General features: G+C 54.9%; 11 protein-coding genes. 1 reads left to right on the forward strand and 10 read right to left on the reverse strand.

The window, feature by feature from the left end; all coding sequences use genetic code 11:
* The first annotated feature begins 8 nt into the window (after nucleotides 1-8).
* Nucleotides 9-1,649 carry a glycoside hydrolase family 3 protein gene (locus GT409_RS00705; protein WP_160626063.1) on the forward strand — a complete coding sequence of 547 codons (1,641 nt, stop codon included), beginning with the start codon at nucleotides 9-11 and terminating at the stop codon, nucleotides 1,647-1,649.
* 62 nt (nucleotides 1,650-1,711) lie between these two features.
* Here GT409_RS00705 and GT409_RS00710 read toward each other — a convergent pair whose 3' ends face one another.
* The 10 genes from GT409_RS00710 to melA all read right to left on the reverse strand — a co-directional run bounded on the left by GT409_RS00710 (nucleotide 1,712) and on the right by melA (nucleotide 18,103).
* Complete coding sequence (locus GT409_RS00710) at nucleotides 1,712-6,169, reverse strand: fibronectin type III domain-containing protein (RefSeq protein WP_160626064.1); 4,458 nt, start codon at nucleotides 6,167-6,169, stop codon at nucleotides 1,712-1,714.
* Between the two features lie 388 nt (nucleotides 6,170-6,557).
* Nucleotides 6,558-7,280, reverse strand: coding sequence for an SGNH/GDSL hydrolase family protein (locus tag GT409_RS00715; RefSeq protein WP_233231634.1), 723 nt, complete (start codon nucleotides 7,278-7,280; stop codon nucleotides 6,558-6,560).
* 42 nt (nucleotides 7,281-7,322) lie between these two features.
* Nucleotides 7,323-8,489, reverse strand: coding sequence for a Gfo/Idh/MocA family protein (locus tag GT409_RS00720; RefSeq protein ID WP_160626066.1), 1,167 nt, complete (start codon nucleotides 8,487-8,489; stop codon nucleotides 7,323-7,325).
* A gap of 104 nt (nucleotides 8,490-8,593) precedes the next feature.
* Nucleotides 8,594-10,048 (reverse strand): sulfatase-like hydrolase/transferase, encoded by a 1,455-nt coding sequence (locus GT409_RS00725; protein WP_160626067.1) that lies wholly within the window; start codon nucleotides 10,046-10,048, stop codon nucleotides 8,594-8,596.
* A gap of 22 nt (nucleotides 10,049-10,070) precedes the next feature.
* Entirely contained in the window at nucleotides 10,071-10,619 is a 549-nt protein-coding gene (locus GT409_RS00730; RefSeq protein ID WP_160626068.1) for a hypothetical protein, read from the reverse strand.
* Nucleotides 10,620-10,634: 15 nt separating this feature from the next.
* A complete protein-coding gene (locus GT409_RS00735; protein WP_160626069.1) occupies nucleotides 10,635-13,142 on the reverse strand; it encodes a glycoside hydrolase family 5 protein in 2,508 nt (835 codons plus the stop codon).
* Nucleotides 13,143-13,308: 166 nt separating this feature from the next.
* Nucleotides 13,309-14,079: a PEP-CTERM sorting domain-containing protein gene (locus GT409_RS00740; protein WP_160626070.1), complete on the reverse strand. Its 771-nt coding sequence runs from the start codon at nucleotides 14,077-14,079 to the stop codon at nucleotides 13,309-13,311.
* Between the two features lie 132 nt (nucleotides 14,080-14,211).
* Entirely contained in the window at nucleotides 14,212-15,156 is a 945-nt protein-coding gene (locus GT409_RS00745; RefSeq protein ID WP_160626071.1) for a hypothetical protein, read from the reverse strand.
* Nucleotides 15,157-15,642: 486 nt separating this feature from the next.
* Nucleotides 15,643-16,677 carry a LacI family DNA-binding transcriptional regulator gene (locus tag GT409_RS00750; RefSeq protein ID WP_160626072.1) on the reverse strand — a complete coding sequence of 345 codons (1,035 nt, stop codon included), beginning with the start codon at nucleotides 16,675-16,677 and terminating at the stop codon, nucleotides 15,643-15,645.
* Nucleotides 16,678-16,771: 94 nt separating this feature from the next.
* Nucleotides 16,772-18,103: an alpha-glucosidase/alpha-galactosidase gene (gene melA, locus GT409_RS00755; RefSeq protein WP_160626073.1), complete on the reverse strand. Its 1,332-nt coding sequence runs from the start codon at nucleotides 18,101-18,103 to the stop codon at nucleotides 16,772-16,774.
* Nucleotides 18,104-18,137 lie beyond the last annotated feature (34 nt).

An 18,137-nucleotide genomic window follows, 5' to 3' on the forward strand; every position in this document is an offset into this window, starting at 1 on the left:
GTAAAAAAATGATTAAACCACTGACTTCAACGCAGAAAAGCTGGGTTGAGGAAACACTTCACAACATGAGTGAGGATCAGAAGATTGCTCATGTTCTCTGTCCGTTTTTCAACCCCTACACAGCAAGCGTTGAAGACGTAATTCAACTGATTGAAACCGTTCATCCCGGATGTATCTTTTTTCTGCCTGGACCGGCGAAAAAGATTAAGGAGTTTACCGAGGCCGTTCGGAAGCATTCGAAGATTCCGACACTGGTTGCAATGGATATTCTGTGGGGAGCCGGGCACGTCATTAAAGAAGAGTGCACCACGTTTGTCAGCACCATGGCCTGCGGAGCCGCCGACCAGCCGGACCTGACACACGCCATGGGAGAAGCGATCGCCAAAGAGGCCCGCGCTATGGGAGTACACTGGACTCTTGGCCCGATTGTCGACATCAACGTCAACCCCGCCTCTCCGATTGTCAACTTCCGTTCTTATGGAGACTGTCCAGAACACGTCGCCCGCCACGCCAATGCCTTCATCAGCGGAGTCCAGGATGCCGGACTGATGGCCGCCACCGCCAAGCATTTCCCCGGCGACGGGGTTGATGACCGCGACCAGCACTTTCTGACCAGCATTAACTCGCTTGATCGAGCCACATGGGATGCCACGTTCGGAAAAACCTTCCGCAGCGTCATTGATAACGGGGTGTGTTCCATCATGTCCGGCCATATCGGGCTCCCGGCTGTGGATCCCGGCGAACCCGATTCCTATCTGGGTGCGCCGCCGGCCTCTCTCAGCAAAAAACAGCTTCGCGGCGTAGTTCGTGATGAGTTTGGATTTGAAGGTCTGATTGTTTCCGATGCAATCCGGATGACCGGTCTGACCAGCCATGCCAAGTTTGAAGACATCGGCTGGCGTCTGCTGGATGCCGGCAATGACGTAATTCTCTTCAGCGAACCCGATTATGATATTCCGTCTATCAAAAACGCACTGAAGGACGGAAAACTGGATCCCTCGCATCTCGATGAGGCCGTCCAGCGGGTTCTCGAAATGAAATGCCGCGTCGGAATTGCGCCGGAAGCCATCACTTACGAACTTTCAGCGGAAGAAAAGGCCTCCCACGAGGAAACCGCCAGAAAACTGGGACACAGCTCAATTCGTATTGTCCGGAACCTGGACAACGTACTGCCCCTGAAGCTCTCCAGCGGAGATCGGGTTCTCACGATCACCATTCAGTACCCCCGCAATGACGCTAAGTTCATATTCATTGACAGTATTGATGATGAGCTTCGCGCGGAGGGGCTCGAGGTCGATCACATGCTCAACCCCTCCCCGGACGATATCATTAAAGTCGCAGACCAGTACGCGGCCGTGTTCATCAACATTAACGTTGGCTCACATGGACGGGCAGGAATCATTCGGCTCAACAACATCCTGTGCGAACCGATTGAGGCGGTGGTTCAAACACACCCAAGAACCATCGTCACGTCCTTTGGCGACCCCTACAAACTGTATGAAATGCCGTACATCCGCACCTACATGAACACCTTCAGCCCGACACAAACATCGGTTGAAGCGGCAGTCAAGGTCTGGCTCGGCAAAGAAGAAGCCCTCGGGAAAAACCCGATAGAACTTCCCGGCTTCTTCAGCCGGGAAGTAGAATAGAGCAAAACAAAGCAGATTATAAAACTGAATGCAGGCGGGGCTTTCACCCCGCCAGCTTCTTTTTATTCGGTAAACCAGAAATTCTGGTTCACACGATCCGCACTAAGAATACGGCGCTGCATGCTGTTGGTCACCCCGCCATAGGTGGCATGAATGTAATACATCACACCATCCGTGACCGGGAAGCTGTAATACCCGTCCGTACCGCTGGTCATGCTGCCCGATTCGTCGTTCTCCGCCGTGTACCAAACCGAAATACCGGATGTGCCCACCGTGTTCACAAACGTCTTCCCGGAAAAAGTATACTGCACAGCATTACTTGTTGTCGTGGCCGACGCCTCAGCCGCCGCACTGTCACCATTCACATTATAAGCAACCACACGGTATTCATACAGGGTTCCCTCACTCAGGCCCGTATTCGAATAATTTGTCGTGCCCGCTGCCAGGGAAACGATCTGCGTGTAACCGCCCTGTCCGTCAACCTGGCAGGCAATCCTGAATCCGGTTTCATCCGACGAATTATCTGTCCAACTCAGGTCGATCTGATCCGGTCCCATGGCCGTTGCCGTCAACCCGGTCGGAGCCGCCGGGACATTGGTCGGAAGAGTGAAGTTGAAGTACTGGTTTACACGGTCTTCACCCAGAATCCGGCGCTGCATGCTGTTGGTCACGCCGCCATAGGTTGCGTGAATGTAGTACATGACCCCGTCGGTCACCGGGAAGCTGTAATATCCGTTCGTGCCGCTGATCATACTGCCCGACTCGTTGTTCTCCGCCGTATACCAGACAGAAATCCCTGAAGTCCCCTCCCAGTCCACATAGGTGTTTCCAGAAAAGGTAAACTGCACAGCGTTCGTTGCCGTCGTGGCCGAAGCTTCGGCCGCCGAGCTGTCCCCGTTTGCGTTATACGAAACCACACGGTATTCATACAGGGTTTCGGCACTCAGACCCGTATCCGAATAGCTCGTCGTACCCGCTGCCAGGGAAACGATCTGCGTGTAACCGCCCTGCCCGGCAACCTGACGGGTTATTCTGAATCCGGTTTCATCCGACGAGGTATCGGTCCAGCCCAGATCGATCTGATCCGGCCCCATAGCCGTTGCCGTGAATCCGGTCGGTGCCGAAGGCGCATTGGTAGACGGGGTCTCACACGTCACTGTAATTTCCCCACTGTCTCCAGCACTGTTATAGGCCTTCAACTTATAGTCATATTCCGTGGCAGCACTTAACCCGGTATCTGAATGACTGGTCACATTCGAGCCCAGTGTCGCAATCTGCGTAAACACGCTCTCCCCCGCTGCCCGGCGGTTCAGGATAAACCCGTCTTCGTTATCCGAGGAATCCGTCCAGCTCAGGTCAATCTGACTGTAATCAACCGCAGTTGCAGAAAAAACTACCGGCATGGCCGGCGGGGTCAGCCCTCCGGACCCGCCAGCCACCGTAAAGGAGCGGAAAGCACTCCACTCGCCGATATTGCCCAGGGTGTCGATCGCCCGCACCTGCCAGAAATGCTCGCCCGTGCTGAGCGTTTTCACACAGCTTGTTGCGCTTCCCGCATCGTAGACGAGTGAATCGATCCGTATCTGATAGCCGGACACGCCGCTCGCATCCGTCGCCGCGGCCCAATCAAACGTTACGGACCAAACCAGACCCGTCTGCCCGTCCGACGGGCTCTGCAGGGAAGGAACCGTCGGTCCGTCATCATCCACAGTGAAATAAAAATTAACGATCCGATCCGCGCTCAGGATTTTCCGGTACGTGTTGTTCGTCTGTCCCTGGTAGACAACGGTCAGGTAATAAAACAGGCCGTCACCCGCCATAAAGGAATACGCCCCGTTTTCATCCCCGATCTCCTGCCCGACAAAGCCGACGGAGTTGGAGTAGTTGATCGTGAGCCCTTCCACCGGATCCCCGTTCACGTATGTCACTCCGCTGAACAGGAAGGTATTGGGAGTGCCGCCCATATCTTTGAGCTTGAGGCTGAAGCTATTCGTCCAACTCACGGACCCGCCGGGGCTGTCGCCGGTCAGCGTCAGGGTAAAATCAACGATATGCTCAAGAGACGCCGAGCTGCTGATGTCGACGAGGAACAGGCCGTTGGTTTTGCTTTCGTCGACAGCCAGCGTGCCGAAGCTCAGCTCATCATCGACAAGCGTAACGGCGGAGTCAGAGCAGCTGAGCGTGGCGGTGAGGTTGCTGCAGCCGAACACATCCAGGTTCTCCACAAGCACCTGCAGGCCGATCCGCTCGCCGGGCTCCGGGTCGCCATAACCGTCGCCGGACGTACCGCCCGTGTTGTCCTCGACCAAAACGGTTTGCGCATCAACCAGCCACGGGGCGCCGTTGCTGACCACCCAGTAGACCGGGTCATGACTCACCGGCAGAGCGAGGGCGCCATCAGGCGCAAAGATCTGCTCTTCAGCGCCCATCATGCTGATCTGCGTCAGCGCCGTACCCGGTGCAACCGGCAGCTCCACACTGAACGGATAAACCGCATCCTCGGTCGCCCACGCGGCATAGATCAGGTCGCCGGAGCGGTTCTTGAAGGAATAGAGCCGAACCGGGTCGGGATAGTCGCGCAACCGCTCCACCGGCTGCGCACCCGCCAGCAGACTCGCAGTCGTCGCAAAGGACCCGACCACCTTGGTGCAGCGCGTCTGCTGCGCGCCGACATCCTGCGCGCGATGCAGCACATTGTAGTCGAGCTTGAGATCGTGGAAGCTGAAGAGGTTGATACAGCCCACGTTCAGATCCCGCAGGAAGCTCATCATGATGACCAGCTCGCGGGCGGTCCAGCCGGCATACTCTTCTTCGGTGACCAGTCCGCGCGTCCAGCCGAACTCGGTCCAGAAGGTCGGCAGCTCCTGCTGCCCGTGCTGCGCGAGCACATCCTGCACGGCCTGAAGGCGGGGAACCAGATCCGGCTCCGGCGGCGTCTGGTGGCCGGTGCCGTTCGCGGTCGTCTGCCAGACCGGGTACGGGTGCGTGCTGATCGCATCCTGATGACCGATCAGGCTGTTGGGCGCCTCGAGCAGGTCATCGAACCAGCTGTCATAGATCCCGGCCATGCAGCCGCCGATAAATTTTGAGTTTGAGTTGCCGAGCTTGACCGCTTCGTTCTGCAGCCGGCCGAGGGTTTTCGCCGTGGCAACGGCTCCGGTGCGCGTGTAGGGGCTGAGCATGAGCTGGCCGTTGTTGTTCGGCTCGTTCCACGCCTGGTGCCAGGTGACCAGATTGGTGAGCGCCTCGGCCACCGCCGCGTGGTACGCCTGATATTCATCGTAATATGCCGGGATCGGCGGATAGCGGTTGCCCGCGTTGTTATTGGCCCACTTCGGGCAGCCGTCGGCGGTCATGATAATTTCGAGGCCGCCGTCCTTGAGGGTCTGAAGCGCCGGAATATAACTGAAGTCGATCGGCCCGTTTTCAACCGGCTGACAGCTCGGCCACTGCGCCTGGGCGACCACCGTCCACTTGACGCCCATCTTCTGCATCAGGTCGATGTCCTCGGCAACCGGCACCGCAAACTGCCCTTCGGTTCCCATGTAGGCGGGATAACCGAAGGCGCCGAAAATCGTATCGTCCGCCCCGAGGGAGGCATCCTGCTCCCGCAGGATGACGATGTCCAGATAATCGAACACGGAGAGCGGATTGGCCGAATCGGCCACATCCAGGGTGTAAAACCCGGCGTACTGAGAAGAGAGATCGATCGTGGCGACGCCGCCGACCACCGTCTCTGTTCCTGAGGCATGAACCGTGTCATCGAACTGATCCACCAAGGTCCAATCGATGGAGGAGATCGTTCCGCCGGTGGCGGTGACATCCAGGGTCAGGCCGTCACCGGTCGACCAGATCGGCTCGGTCTGATCCACTTCAATGGTCAATCCCGCGGTCTGCGCAAACTGCGCATTGACTCGCAGCCCCTCCAGCAGCGCCTGCTTGTAGAGGTACGGAGGAATGCCCCGTTCCACGGCAACAAAAAAACTGGAGGCTCCCGCCGGAATATTGACGCTGAGTGTCTGGCTGTCGGCTCCGGTGGCAGAAAACCAGCTGCAGGTAAAATTGGTGCGGTTATAATCACTGAAGGCGACATAGTCATTCGCCGAACTCAGCGACAGACTCTCAGAAACGCCGAGCGAAAAAACAGTTCCGCAGTCGGCCTTATCCGCTCCGCCGCTCATAATTGTCAGATCGACCTCAACCGTTCCCCCGGAAAAGGTATTGCCCGGCGGAGCGGAAAATTTCCAGATCAGTGCGGCATCATTGCTGTTGTAGAGTCCGCCCAGCACCACGCCGTTCGTCACCCAGCTCGCATAGGCGTAGCGCCCGTCGGTATGCGCATAACCGACCGCGGTATAGAGCCGCTTCTGCCCATCCTCCAAAGCAAAATCCTCTGACCACTGCGACGATGACAACTCAATTGTGTTTTCGTGAAAACGTGAATTGCGGTAAAGACCACCGGGACCTGACCCCATTCCAATGAAAAAATCATTCGCGGAGGTCACTCCCCCGGTAAACATGCACAAAAAAAGAGCCCCTTTAAACAAGAGACTCCATAACCAACTGGGACCTGAATACCTTCTTTTATCTCTACTCATGACCTACCTTTCGTTCTCAACACAAGATGCTGTTGCGCTATAAATAGAAACTGTGTCGTTTTAAAACACAACAGAACCCATGTAAAGAAATATTATTCTGGAAAGAAACAATGCAACTCATCAGCGGCAATCATCCGGCCGATCAAATTACGCCCGGCGACTGCCGGGCATTTCAACAAGTGCAGCCCGAGAAACAGTTCCATCCCGAGCTGCAAGCTCGGAAAATGAAACAGACCACAAGAATATCGGAAGGATGAGCGCGCAACTCACTCGTGCAAAAACAGTAATTTATTCCATCACGGCAGTGATGCTAATTTTCATACTGAAGTTCTGCATCCATCAGAACCGGCCGGAGAACATCCCGCCAGACTGCATAGCCCTCTCTCGTCATGTGCAGATCATCGGGCTTAAAAAACTCTTTTTGCGGCTCACCATCCTCATCGAACATGACTGAGGCAACATCCACAAAAACCAGTCGCTGATCCTTATCGCACTCCTCGGCAAGAAGACGATTCACCTCTTCCATTGCAGCCCACATATTCATCCGCTTAATACTCGGCTTTACAGACAAAACGTATATGCGGCATTCCGGAAAATGATTGTGCACCTTGTCAACGAACAGGCCAAAGGTATCAACAATGCGTTCAACTCCAATGCCTTGGGCAACATCGTTGTCCCCCTCGTAAAGAACAATAGCGCGGGGCTCGCACGGCAAAACCATCCGGTCGGCAAACATCAGCGCATCGTTCATATTGCTTCCGCCGAAACCGCGCGGAATAATCGTCAACGGTGCCAGGTCTTCCTGGATATCATTCCACATGCGCATGCTTGAACTGCCGAAACAGACGATCGCGCCCGGACGCGGCGGATGTGCTTTATCCTGGGCCTCAAAACTCTTAACCTCTGGCTCCAACCAACGGGACACGCCATACCTCTTTCCTTCATCCGGCGTAGCATCCTGCGCAGAACAGACAAAACTGCCAGACAGCAAAGCCAGTGCCACATACCCCTTGAACACCACTGCAACCTTCATCACGATCGTCCTCCACGCCACAGCACCCTTAAAACAGATTAATCAGGGCTGAATATCGACCAAGTCCCACATCGGGCGCAGATCAACGACCTGACCGGAGTCCATGGCCTTGTCCACCCCGAAACAGGCGACTGCGGATTTGACCCCGTCTTCCAGGCCGACAACCGGAACGGTTCCGTTGAGCATAGAGTCGCGAATGCCGTCGGCCAGAATTCCGTCGGCGCCGCCGTGTCCGCCCGAAGCCGTTTTTTCATGCACCGTTCCCGGATCAAAGCCGATCCGGCGATATTCAATATGCCCGGCCATCACATCCCCGCGAATGGTTCCTTTCGTGCCGCAGAGGTAGAACCGGCGCTCCGGAATCGCCGTGTTGAGATTGGTGTGGAAGGTGGCCCGCACGCCGTTGGCGTATTCCAGGATGACCACCTGGTTATCGATAATATTTTTTTCCGTGGTAAACGGGTTCAGGCGGTTGGCCCGGGTGTAGATCCCCATCTGCTGCCAGGTCTGATAAGCAGGCACACCATCTTCTGTCGGCTCAATCTCATTGATGAGTCCGGCATTTTCGGGCGTAAAGAAACTCAGCCCGCCGAAACTGGCCGTCCGAACCGGGAGGCTGCCGGTCAGCCAATTGGCCAAATCAAAGTCATGACTGCATTTTTCGAGCAGATGAGTCCCCGCGTTTTCACGGAAACGGCGCCAGTCCTGCATGATGTAGCCGCCGTGATTAAAATCCAGTGTCTCATTAAATTCGAAGGAGACGATCTCCCCGATGACACCGTCCTCAATCAGAGCTTTCACTCGGCGATAGAACTCCGCGTAGCGCAAAATAAAGCCCATGGAAAACAGGAGTTTCTTCTCCTCAATAGCTTTTTTCAGCAACGCGCAGTCTTCGATATTGATCGTGAGCGGCTTCTCGCTGAACACGTGCTTCTCCGCCTCGAGCGCGGCCAGGATGTGCTCTTTATGAAAACAGTTCCACGAGCCGACAGCCACCCAGTCGACGGACGGATCATTGATCAGATCCCGGTAGTCCTGGTGAACCACAGCATCCGGACACTCACACCGGCGGCGGGCCAGATCCAGCGCATCGTCACTGACATCGCACAACGCCGTAACCCGGACTCCCTCGTGTCCCTGAACGACCCGTGCCATCACCTCAGTCAGACGGTTTCCACAGCCGATCAGGCCAATTCCCACAGTACTCATATCTCTTATCTCCACGATTAAAACGAAACCGTTTTCTCAAAAAAACCGGCAACCCAACGGGGTTGCATCAGATCTTATCTGCAGAAGAAACAGCAGCCAGCATGTCAGGACTCCCGCTCTTGCTTGTAATGGCCCCACAGCTCACCGGGGCCCGTCCCGATCTCTTTTCCCCAGCGGGTCAGCAGGCGGATATCCTCCAGCGAGTCGAGCGCTTTGCGCGTAATCTGTTCCGGATCCCACTCGGTCAATGCGGCCTCTTTCAGCGCGGATACGTCCGCTTCGCACGCCGGATCGTCCACTCGATTGCGCTGCTCCAGCGGATCGGAACTCAGGTCATAAAAATGTTCTCCGGCATTGTGATAGTACGCGTATTTCTTCTGCCCTTTCAGGGCCATGCGCATCACCGGATAGCCGGGAAATTCCAGCTCGGAAAGAATCACCCGCTCCCGCCATTCCGGATCGACGGATCCGGCCAGAAGCGGCTGTATGCTCACGCCGTCCTGCAGCGGCAGCGCGGGCGCGCCGCCGAGCTCCAGCAGCGTCGGGCAAAGGTCCAGCAGGCTGACCGGCACATCCTGCACCTGCCCTTTGGGAATCGAGTCGCCGGAAAGCGAGCTCCAGATCATGGGGACGGCAACGGAGCCCTCCCAAAACGCCAGCTTTCCAAAACAGCCGTAATCGCCCATCAGGTCCCCGTGGTCGCTGGCATAGACAATAATTGTTTCGCCGTCGAGCTGACGGGCCGCCTCGACAACCTGCCCGACCATCCGGTCGAGCGTCATGATCATACCGGCGTAGCTGACACGGGCCTTTAAGGCGGATGCGGCATCTTTATCCAGCCCGCCGCTGCGCTCAAAAAACTGCTGTTCCCACGCGTGCGGAGTTGTTTCCGGCGGGGGAATCATTTCCGGCAGCCGGTCTGCCAGGTCCAGGGCCTTCTGGTACATCTCCGGCTCACAGGCATAGGGGCTGTGCGGACCGTACCAGCCGACGGTGAGCATCAGCGGCGCCTCCCTGTCGGAAGCGGCATACTGCTGCAGACAGTCCACGGCGGCATCGGTTACCGCCCGGTCGAACTCCAGCACCGGGTTCGTGCCTTCGCCCATCTTTTCGGGATTCAGGCTTTCCTGAACGGAACGCTGCGCACCCTCGACCCAGCCCCACTCCACGTTCGGGCCGCCGCCGTACTCCGGGGTAATGTCCCCAACCAGCCGCTCATTGAACCCATGCCGCTGGTCGGGGCCCGAGAAGTGCATGCGTCCGGCAAGCACACTGTGGTAGCCTGCCAAACCCAGCCCGTGCGCAAAGGTCGGAACATCGGACGAGAGCGTGTTTTCATTCACCCAGATCTCATTGCGCCACGGGTGGCGCCCGGAGAGCAAGCTCATCCGGGACGGCCCGCACAACGGACTGTTGCAGTAACAACGCTCCATGCGGACGCCGGATGCGGCCAGAGAATCCAGATTCGGAGTCTCCAGCCAGCCGGCCCCCGCACAGCCCATCCAGTCAGCCCGGTGCTGATCGGACAGGATGAATATAAGATTGGGTTGCTTCGCCATAATTCCCTTTACGCCTCGGTGTTTAGTCGCGCTCGCTTTTCGGCGCGTAGACTTCAATTTCGGAGATGGAGAACATTTTGCTGGAGGGATTCTTGTCCTGCTCCATCGAGATTTCAAGATAGCGGCCGGCGGCACCTGTCAGCGGCACATCAATAATCGTGCTGCGTTTACCGCTGGGTTTCACCTCCAGCACACCCACTTCGCCCATCGACGCCGGATCATTTCCGGACAGCACACGGACACGGTCCATCACGTGACCGGGATTCCCGGAAAACATCCAGACAATCCGCACGCTGGTCGGATGAACCTCTTGCTTGAAGTCATAGCGCAGGCGCATGGCCTTGGTCATATTCGGGCCCCACACGGACGGAACCGAGTTTTTGTCATCACGCTTACCGTCGGAAAATCTGGAACAGTCCGCATCGCGCTCCCAGACCATCGGGTCACCGATCCGATCCAGATAGATGTATGAGGCGGACGAATTCCGGGCAATATTCACACCGTCCTGAGCCTGAGTTGCTCCGGCAAACAGACCCGCTACAAGGGCTACGCTCAACACATATTTTTTCATTTCCTTCTCCTTCGTTTATTTACTTTTGCTGCACACCACACGCACCGCACGTGTCGCCCCGTCATTTCCTGTTACCAGAATCGTTGCATACTGCATTCCCCCAGGAAACTTCGCTTCAAGAATATCGACCTCAATTTTCCGGATCTTATCCGAGGTGATCTGCACCGGATCAACCGGAAGACTCAGCCACGGAACGTCGGTTTTAAACGACAGGCTCATCTCCCCAACCCCGGCATTAGCCGCCGACAGCTCAAAAGACGCGCCCGGGTTCCCGTCCGACAGCTCGACAGCGGTCAACTGCGGCAAAACCACGGGATGAGCGGCTTTGTGCACCCGGTAGTAAACCGGCTCGTGCGATGACGACAGGACCACCGGAGTCTCCGCATCCAGAACCGTTAAAGATTCATCGCCCATCATGCCGTTCACCAGGGCAACCTGCCTCCCTTCAAAGGGCGACTGGAAGGACCCGATCCCTGCCTGCTCAGTCACCCAGGCCGCCAGCACTTTCTCCTGCGGACGATCAAAAAAATACACACGTTTCGAAGAAGGATAATCCGAAATCCGCTCAATCAGCCGCGCATCGCAAAATACGGACGCAGTTTTGGCGAATGATCCAATCACCGGCAGCAACCGGGTCTGACGCAGCTTCAAATCGCGCGGCGGAATAAACAGATTGTGCCCGTTTTTGATGTCATCCGGCGCAAAAATGCAATGAGCCTGAATGTTGAGCTCATCCCTGAGCGCCTGAACAATCACATTCTGACGGGCCGTCCACGCAGCCTGACGCACCGGAGATGTTGAGGGTGTATACCAGCCGTACTCCGTCAGGAACAGCGGCTGATCCTCAGCACCGTTATCATCCATGGCCTGGCGAAACTCACGCAGTCTGGGAACCAGATCCGGCTCAGCCGGGAAGCGATGTTCCCAGTTATCCTCGCGAGTCACCTTGCAGTAAGGGTGCCCACTCATGGCATCCTGATAATCGCGAGTGGATGACGGGTTGCTCAACCACGTCTCAACCCAGTCCGCCGGCAAGCCCGCGAATGTTCCGCCAATCAGTTTGGCATCCGGATTACCTTTCTTGATTCCCTTATACTGAGCCCGCTGAACGTTCTTTGCAACCAGACTGCGCTTCTCCTTATTAAACGGCGGCGGCATCCAAAAAGTGTTTGGATTATTCGGCTCATTCCAGGCCTGGAACCATGTGATAACCCCTTTCGCTGTCCGGGCCAACTCTTCGTTGTAATCACTCCAGTCATCCAGATAGCTGTCTTTCGGAGGGGCCGAAGCGCGGCTGTCGTTGGCCCACTTCGGACAGCTGCCGACATTGCAGATCAGCTCAAACCCATTGTCATTCAACAAACGGAACCGATCCATATACTCCGGATCCACCTCTCCGCCGCGCTCGCTTTGCGTCCAGGCCCAAAGTCTGCTGAATACCGACCAGCGCACCCCCATCCGGTGCATCAAATCAAGATCCGCAGCATCCGGAGTCCCCATATCCCCGTGGCGCCCCCGGCGGTTGGCAGCCCCGTGAGTCCCGAATACCGACTTGGCCACCGCCTCCTGATCCTGCGGAGCCAGCACGGCAAATTCAAAGCCGTCCGTCATGCTTCCTCCGGAGCAGGACAGAGCGTAGAAGCCGGCTTCGAGGCCGGTCAGATCGAGCCCAAACGGCTGCCCGCCGTCGACGACCCCGTTCAGCGAGGCCGAGGTGTGCAGGTTGGTGACCGACCAGCGGACCGTCTCTCCGGAGAGTCCGGCGGGAGACACCGTGATGTCCAGCTGCTCTCCATGAGTCCAGACCGGCTCGGCAGGATCATAACTGAACGCCATGCCCTGCGAGAGCGCAAACCGGGGCGACATGCGAATGGATTCGATCACCGGAGCGGAATCCGACAGGCCCGCATCACCGGACGTGGATGACAGCACCACAAAAACCTTACTGCCTTTCTCAGGGAGCGGAAGCTCCGCCGAAAACGTGCCGTCCTCGCCAAAGACGGGAGACACCTTCTTGAAATATTTTTCGTTGTACTTGGTGGGGCCGTCCCAAAAACCGTTTGCCCCGGCCATAATCAAGTCGGCACCGACTGCGACATAAAAGTCCCCGATGCCGCCGGCCCGCCCCTGAGCGCGTCCGGTTACGGTCATCGTTCCGCCGGTCAGGCTGTTTTTACCGGGAACCTCAAACTTAAATGCCACATGAGAATCGCCCTGAAGACACAACCCATCGTTCAGGGGATACGCGAACGAATAATGGTGGCTGTTTTTCGCTCCCCAGATCGCATAGGACTGATAGAGAGTCATCTCGGGAGTCAATCGGAATTCCAGATCCGCCCCAGAGTAAGACAGAGGAATCGCAGCATAGGGCGTATTGTGAGCCAGATCCGGAGCCCCCAGAGACCGAGGCAACGGCGTAACCCCTTCAAGCAGAACCGGCTTAAGAACTGAAGCCGACACCTCTCCGGAAAAAAACAATGAGACCGCACTTAAAAGAAAAAATCCACGAGCTAACCTACTCATTCAAACGCCCTTTCAGAAACAGTTGCTTTACTTTGCGATACTGTTGCTTTTACGAGAGATAACTTCAAGCAGAAAACGTCATTTTAACGCTTCTTACCCGTCCCTCCCTCTCAAAAAAAAGCTGCCCAGGAACCCCTGAGCAGCTTCTCAGCAAACAATAACAAGATTATGGTTTACGCCGAAACCGGCGTGTAAAAAAGGCCACAAGCCCCCCGATTCCCAGCAATCCAGCCGTGACCGGCTCCGGAACAACATAAGTTTCGTCCCGGACTTCCAGATTATCAAGATACAGCGACTCAACATTCGGATTAATCGTGGAGAATTTAAAGCCGGTCAGGGCGACATCCCGCCCTGTGGCCGCAGCGATCTGTCCGGCAATGATACGGGATCCGTCCACCCAGATATCCATGTGGTTATGATCCAGACTGACCCCTTTATAATTCACAACAGAGCCGGTATTGTTCATGACGATATCAACATGATAATCGCCATCGAGCCCAACACTCTGCCCTTCAATTTTTCCGGCCGAAAACTCAATGTCGTGAGCAAGATCGGAACTAGAAAGAAAGGCACCTCTCCCAATTCCCAGTGAAACATCACCCGCCTGACCGGAAACGGTCGGCTGGTAATAATCAAAACTAAGCGTCAGCAAGGTTGAAGAAAACAGCTCTGCCGACCGGATCCAAAGACCGGAACTGGCGTCATTGTCAATTATCGCCAGATACTGGTTGGACTCCCCGAAAAATGTATCATTCGACACATTGAGAGTCGTCGTTCCGGCATTGTTGTTCCCCGTCCATATCGAACCCGACGGCTCCGCCCCAACCGTATCGCTATCGCTGTCGAAGTTGTCAGACAGAATAATTGAGGCCTGAACGGAACTGCTCAAAACAACGGCAGCAGTCCAGATCAAACACCTATACTTTATTTTGATCATTGTTATTTCCTTTCTTTTTATAAGACAGCAGGCAGTCCCGCCATCGATTTAAATCAGCCCTTTGCAGCAATAAACTCGAAAATTTTCGAACCATTCACACGAACAAAGTTCATGTGAATGGTATTATCCCTGCTATTCCACCATTAAAGTAACAAACCTCGATTTCTCATCCGTAATAGGAATTCGGTTAGTAACCATCTCAAAATCACCAGAAGCTTCTGAAACACCGAGAACCGAATAAGCTGATGTATCGTTCGTAAAAGCTGCACTCACCAAATCAGTAGAGATTCCTAAAGAATAAGAAAGTCCCCGCGGAAGCCAATCAACACGCCGACGATAGCAATACTCCGCCTCACCACCGCTAATCTGCAACGTAGGCCTGATTGCAGCGGCATCGTTTTCACTCGGGTTTCCACCGAGGGCAAACTCAATCAGATTCTTCAATCCATCATTGTCAGGGTCGTCATCCTTCTCCCGCCCATCCACAGGCAGATAACCGGCATAATCATCAATCCAATCACTAAACTGCTTCCGGGCATACACCTCAAACTCACAGATGGATACCATTGTCGATGTATCAGGGTTGCTATCTGTTTCGAACCACACCTTAAGATAACGGCCAGCAGCACCCTCCAACGGCACGTCAATGATGGTACTGGAGGCTCCGGATTTTACCGGTTCAATATAACCCACCTGAACCAGGCTCGACACATCATCCCCGGCAAACAAAGTAACGCGATCTAGCACATGACCGGAAAGGTTGGAAAACATCCAGACAATTCGCGCCAATTCAGGATAAGCAGTCTCCTGAAAATCAAACAGCAGGTACCGCCCTCTATACGGACCAGCTTTCCACGTCCACGGAATAATCTTAACTGCATTTCCGTCCGACCGAACTCCGTCAGTCAATTTAACGCAAGTCGGATCATCATCATGAGTCATAAGCACCCCATCCTGATCGAGATAGGTGTAGGAGCTCAAACCATTCCGCGCAATGTTGATCAGATCACTCTGCGCAGACACACTCCCGGCAAAAACATTTACCAACAAGACCACAGCCCAAACGTAACTTTTCATCTCATTCTCCTTTTGTTTATTGACCGCACACCGCATGCGGTGCGCATAACCTCCTTACCTCCTGCAACCAAAAAGATCCCCCAACAAGCCCGGAAAAATTCGATATCTGTTTCTTAATATAACGCAACTGTGTCTCAAATCAATGCTTTTGTTCTCCTTTTTAGCAAAAAAGTACGGCACATAAAAAAAGCGCACACGAAAACAGCAACCCCGCCGCCACAGAGCAAGAACACAAAGAGACTGCCCCAACAAAACGACAAAAAAATACCGTGTCCACATAAGAACACGGCATTAAAAAACCTACAGAACAGAAACCAGAGCCACAATACTCCTCTAAAGAGGCGGGCAGGCTCTATAAAAAACCACTCAAAAAATCTCCCAGTCACATACGTAGATAAAACAAAGACCGTACACCGCAAGCCTGTCCTAAAACGACTGCGACGCAAACACATTCAATCCAAGCAGCAGAATCAAGATAAAACAAAACTACCCGCCATTTAAGGCCGCGGGACCGCAACTGCTGCGCCAAATGACTTTTGTGGAAACTTCAATCTGCACCGGTTCATTGAACTGTTCCCCTTCGATCTGACGTCGAAGCAGAGCCGCTGCCTTCTCCAATGAAAGGCTCAAATTCAAATCAACACTGGTAAGCGGCGGGTCGGACTCGATCGCTAAGTTTGAATTATCGTGACTCACCACGCTCATATCAGCCGGAACATCAATGCCGCCGCGCCCAAGCGCAATCAATCCCCCAACAGCCAATTGATCCGTCCCAAAGAAAACGGTTGTCGGACGATTAGAGCAAGCCAGAATCTGCCGAACAGCAGTCTGCCCCGCATGAATCGTTGAATGAGGAACTTTAATCAGCATACGGGGATCAAACGGCAACCCCAACTCTTCCACCGCAGCGAGAAATCCATCCACACGTCGCTGCACCGTCGGATACTTGGTAGGCGGAGTAATATACGCAAAATGCTGATGCCCCACCTCGGCCAGCTTTTTCACCGCATCACCGGTGGATGTTCCCACATCAGGAATAACACAGGGAAAGCCGGTTCGAGAAGCGAGCCCGTCCAGAACCACAATCGGTATTCCGGTCTGCCTCAACGCCTTGCAGGTCTCCTCGTGCGGATACCCAACCACAATTAAACCATCCACCCGGCTTTCCACAACGAGCTGAGGCAGCGGAGCATCCGGAGAGCGCAGCATCAACTCCGTGTGCACATGCCAGTCAAAACCGGAAATCACCCGAATGGCTTCAAAAACCAGATTATAATGATAAGCATCATCCGGAGAGGTCGCCTGATCCGTCATAACGAGAATCCCAACCGCATCGGTCCGGTTTCTCCGAAAAGGCCGCGGGCGATAGCCCATATCTTCGGCAAATGACTGAATCTCCTTCGCCCGAGCAGGACTGACTCCGCCCCGCCCCGCCAAGGCACGGGAAACCGTGCTCGGGGAAAGCCCCATTTCACGAGCGATCTCGCGCAGCGTAACCTCTTTATTATCAATATTATCCATTGCATGCCCCCTAAAAACAAAAAGAGGGTTTCACGCAACACTACCAGCCGTCAAGACAATGTTGCGTCAAAGCTACGCAAAAAACCGCCCTTCCTTATTTGTAAACAGGGAGCCAATCAGCGTGCGCAGCAAACAACGCATCACACATTTCCCGAATCTGATCGAGGTCGAGCTCCGCACGCGTATGCGGATCCATCATAGCCGCATGGTAAACCGCTTCGCGACTTCGCGTCGCCGCAGCCTCCACCGCCAATTGATGCACATTGATATGAGTCTGGTTCAATGCCGCCAGCTGGGAAGGAATCCTTCCGACATACACTCCCTGCACGCCATTCCGGTTGACGATGCAAGGCACCTCAACACAGGCATCTGCGGGCAGATTGGAAATCAGGCCGTTGTTCATCACATTGCCGCCGATCTCAAAAGGACTATCGGTCACAACCGCATTCATCATGCCCGCGGCATACTCGCGCGAACGACTGTGCTCAAGTTCCGGAGCTTTCAGCAGACGCTCCCGCGTCTCCTTCCATTCCTGAATCTGCTTCTCGCACCGACGTGGATACTCATCCAGCGGAATCTTAAACCGGTCAATCAGCTCCGGACGAGACTCCTTAATAAAGTAAGGATGATACTCTGCCGAATGTTCGGAAGACTCCGTAGTATAGAACCCGAACTGCTTCATCATCTCAAACCGAACCAGATCACCATGATCCTTCCCTTTGGCGATAAATTCCACATTGCGAGCCTCTGCGCGCCTGCGGATCTCGGGGTACAGATCCTTGCCGGAGTGCGAAATATCCAGCAGCCAGGCCATATGATTGATCCCCGCGATGCTCCACTTGGCCCCCTTGATATACTCCGTCATCTTCAGGTGCTCGAGAAGCTCCGGCACACAAACCTGAACAGAGTGGCACAACCCGACCGTTTTGACGCCCGTATGCTTCAGCATATACCCCGTCAAAATGGACATGGGATTCGTGTAGTTGAAGAACCACGCATCGGGACAAACCTCCTCCATATCCCGGGCAAAATCGTCCAGCACCGGAATCGTACGAAGCGCCCGGAAGATCCCCCCAATGCCGATGGTATCCCCAATCGTCTGCCTCAACCCAAACCGGTTTGGAATTTCAAAATCCGTAACCGTGCACGGCCGGTACCCCCCCACCTGAATCGCATCAATAACAAAAATTGCTCCGCGCAGCGCATCTTTTCGCTGCTCCTCTCCGAAATACGCCGAGACAGTCGCGCGCCCTTCATTGATACTCTGATTCAAAGAGTCGACTATCTGCCTGGAATCCTCCAGCCGCTGCTGATCGATATCATACAGCGCCACTTCCACATCGCGCAACGACTCCGTCAGGAACACATCGCCCATAATATTTTTTACGAAAATCGTGCTGCCGGCACCCATAAATGTAATCTTCATCGCTCTATCCTCACCCTTCTGCTAAAAATTCAAA

It is taken from the genome of Tichowtungia aerotolerans (genome assembly GCF_009905215.1).
Classification (GTDB): Bacteria; Verrucomicrobiota; Kiritimatiellia; order Kiritimatiellales; family Tichowtungiaceae; genus Tichowtungia; species Tichowtungia aerotolerans.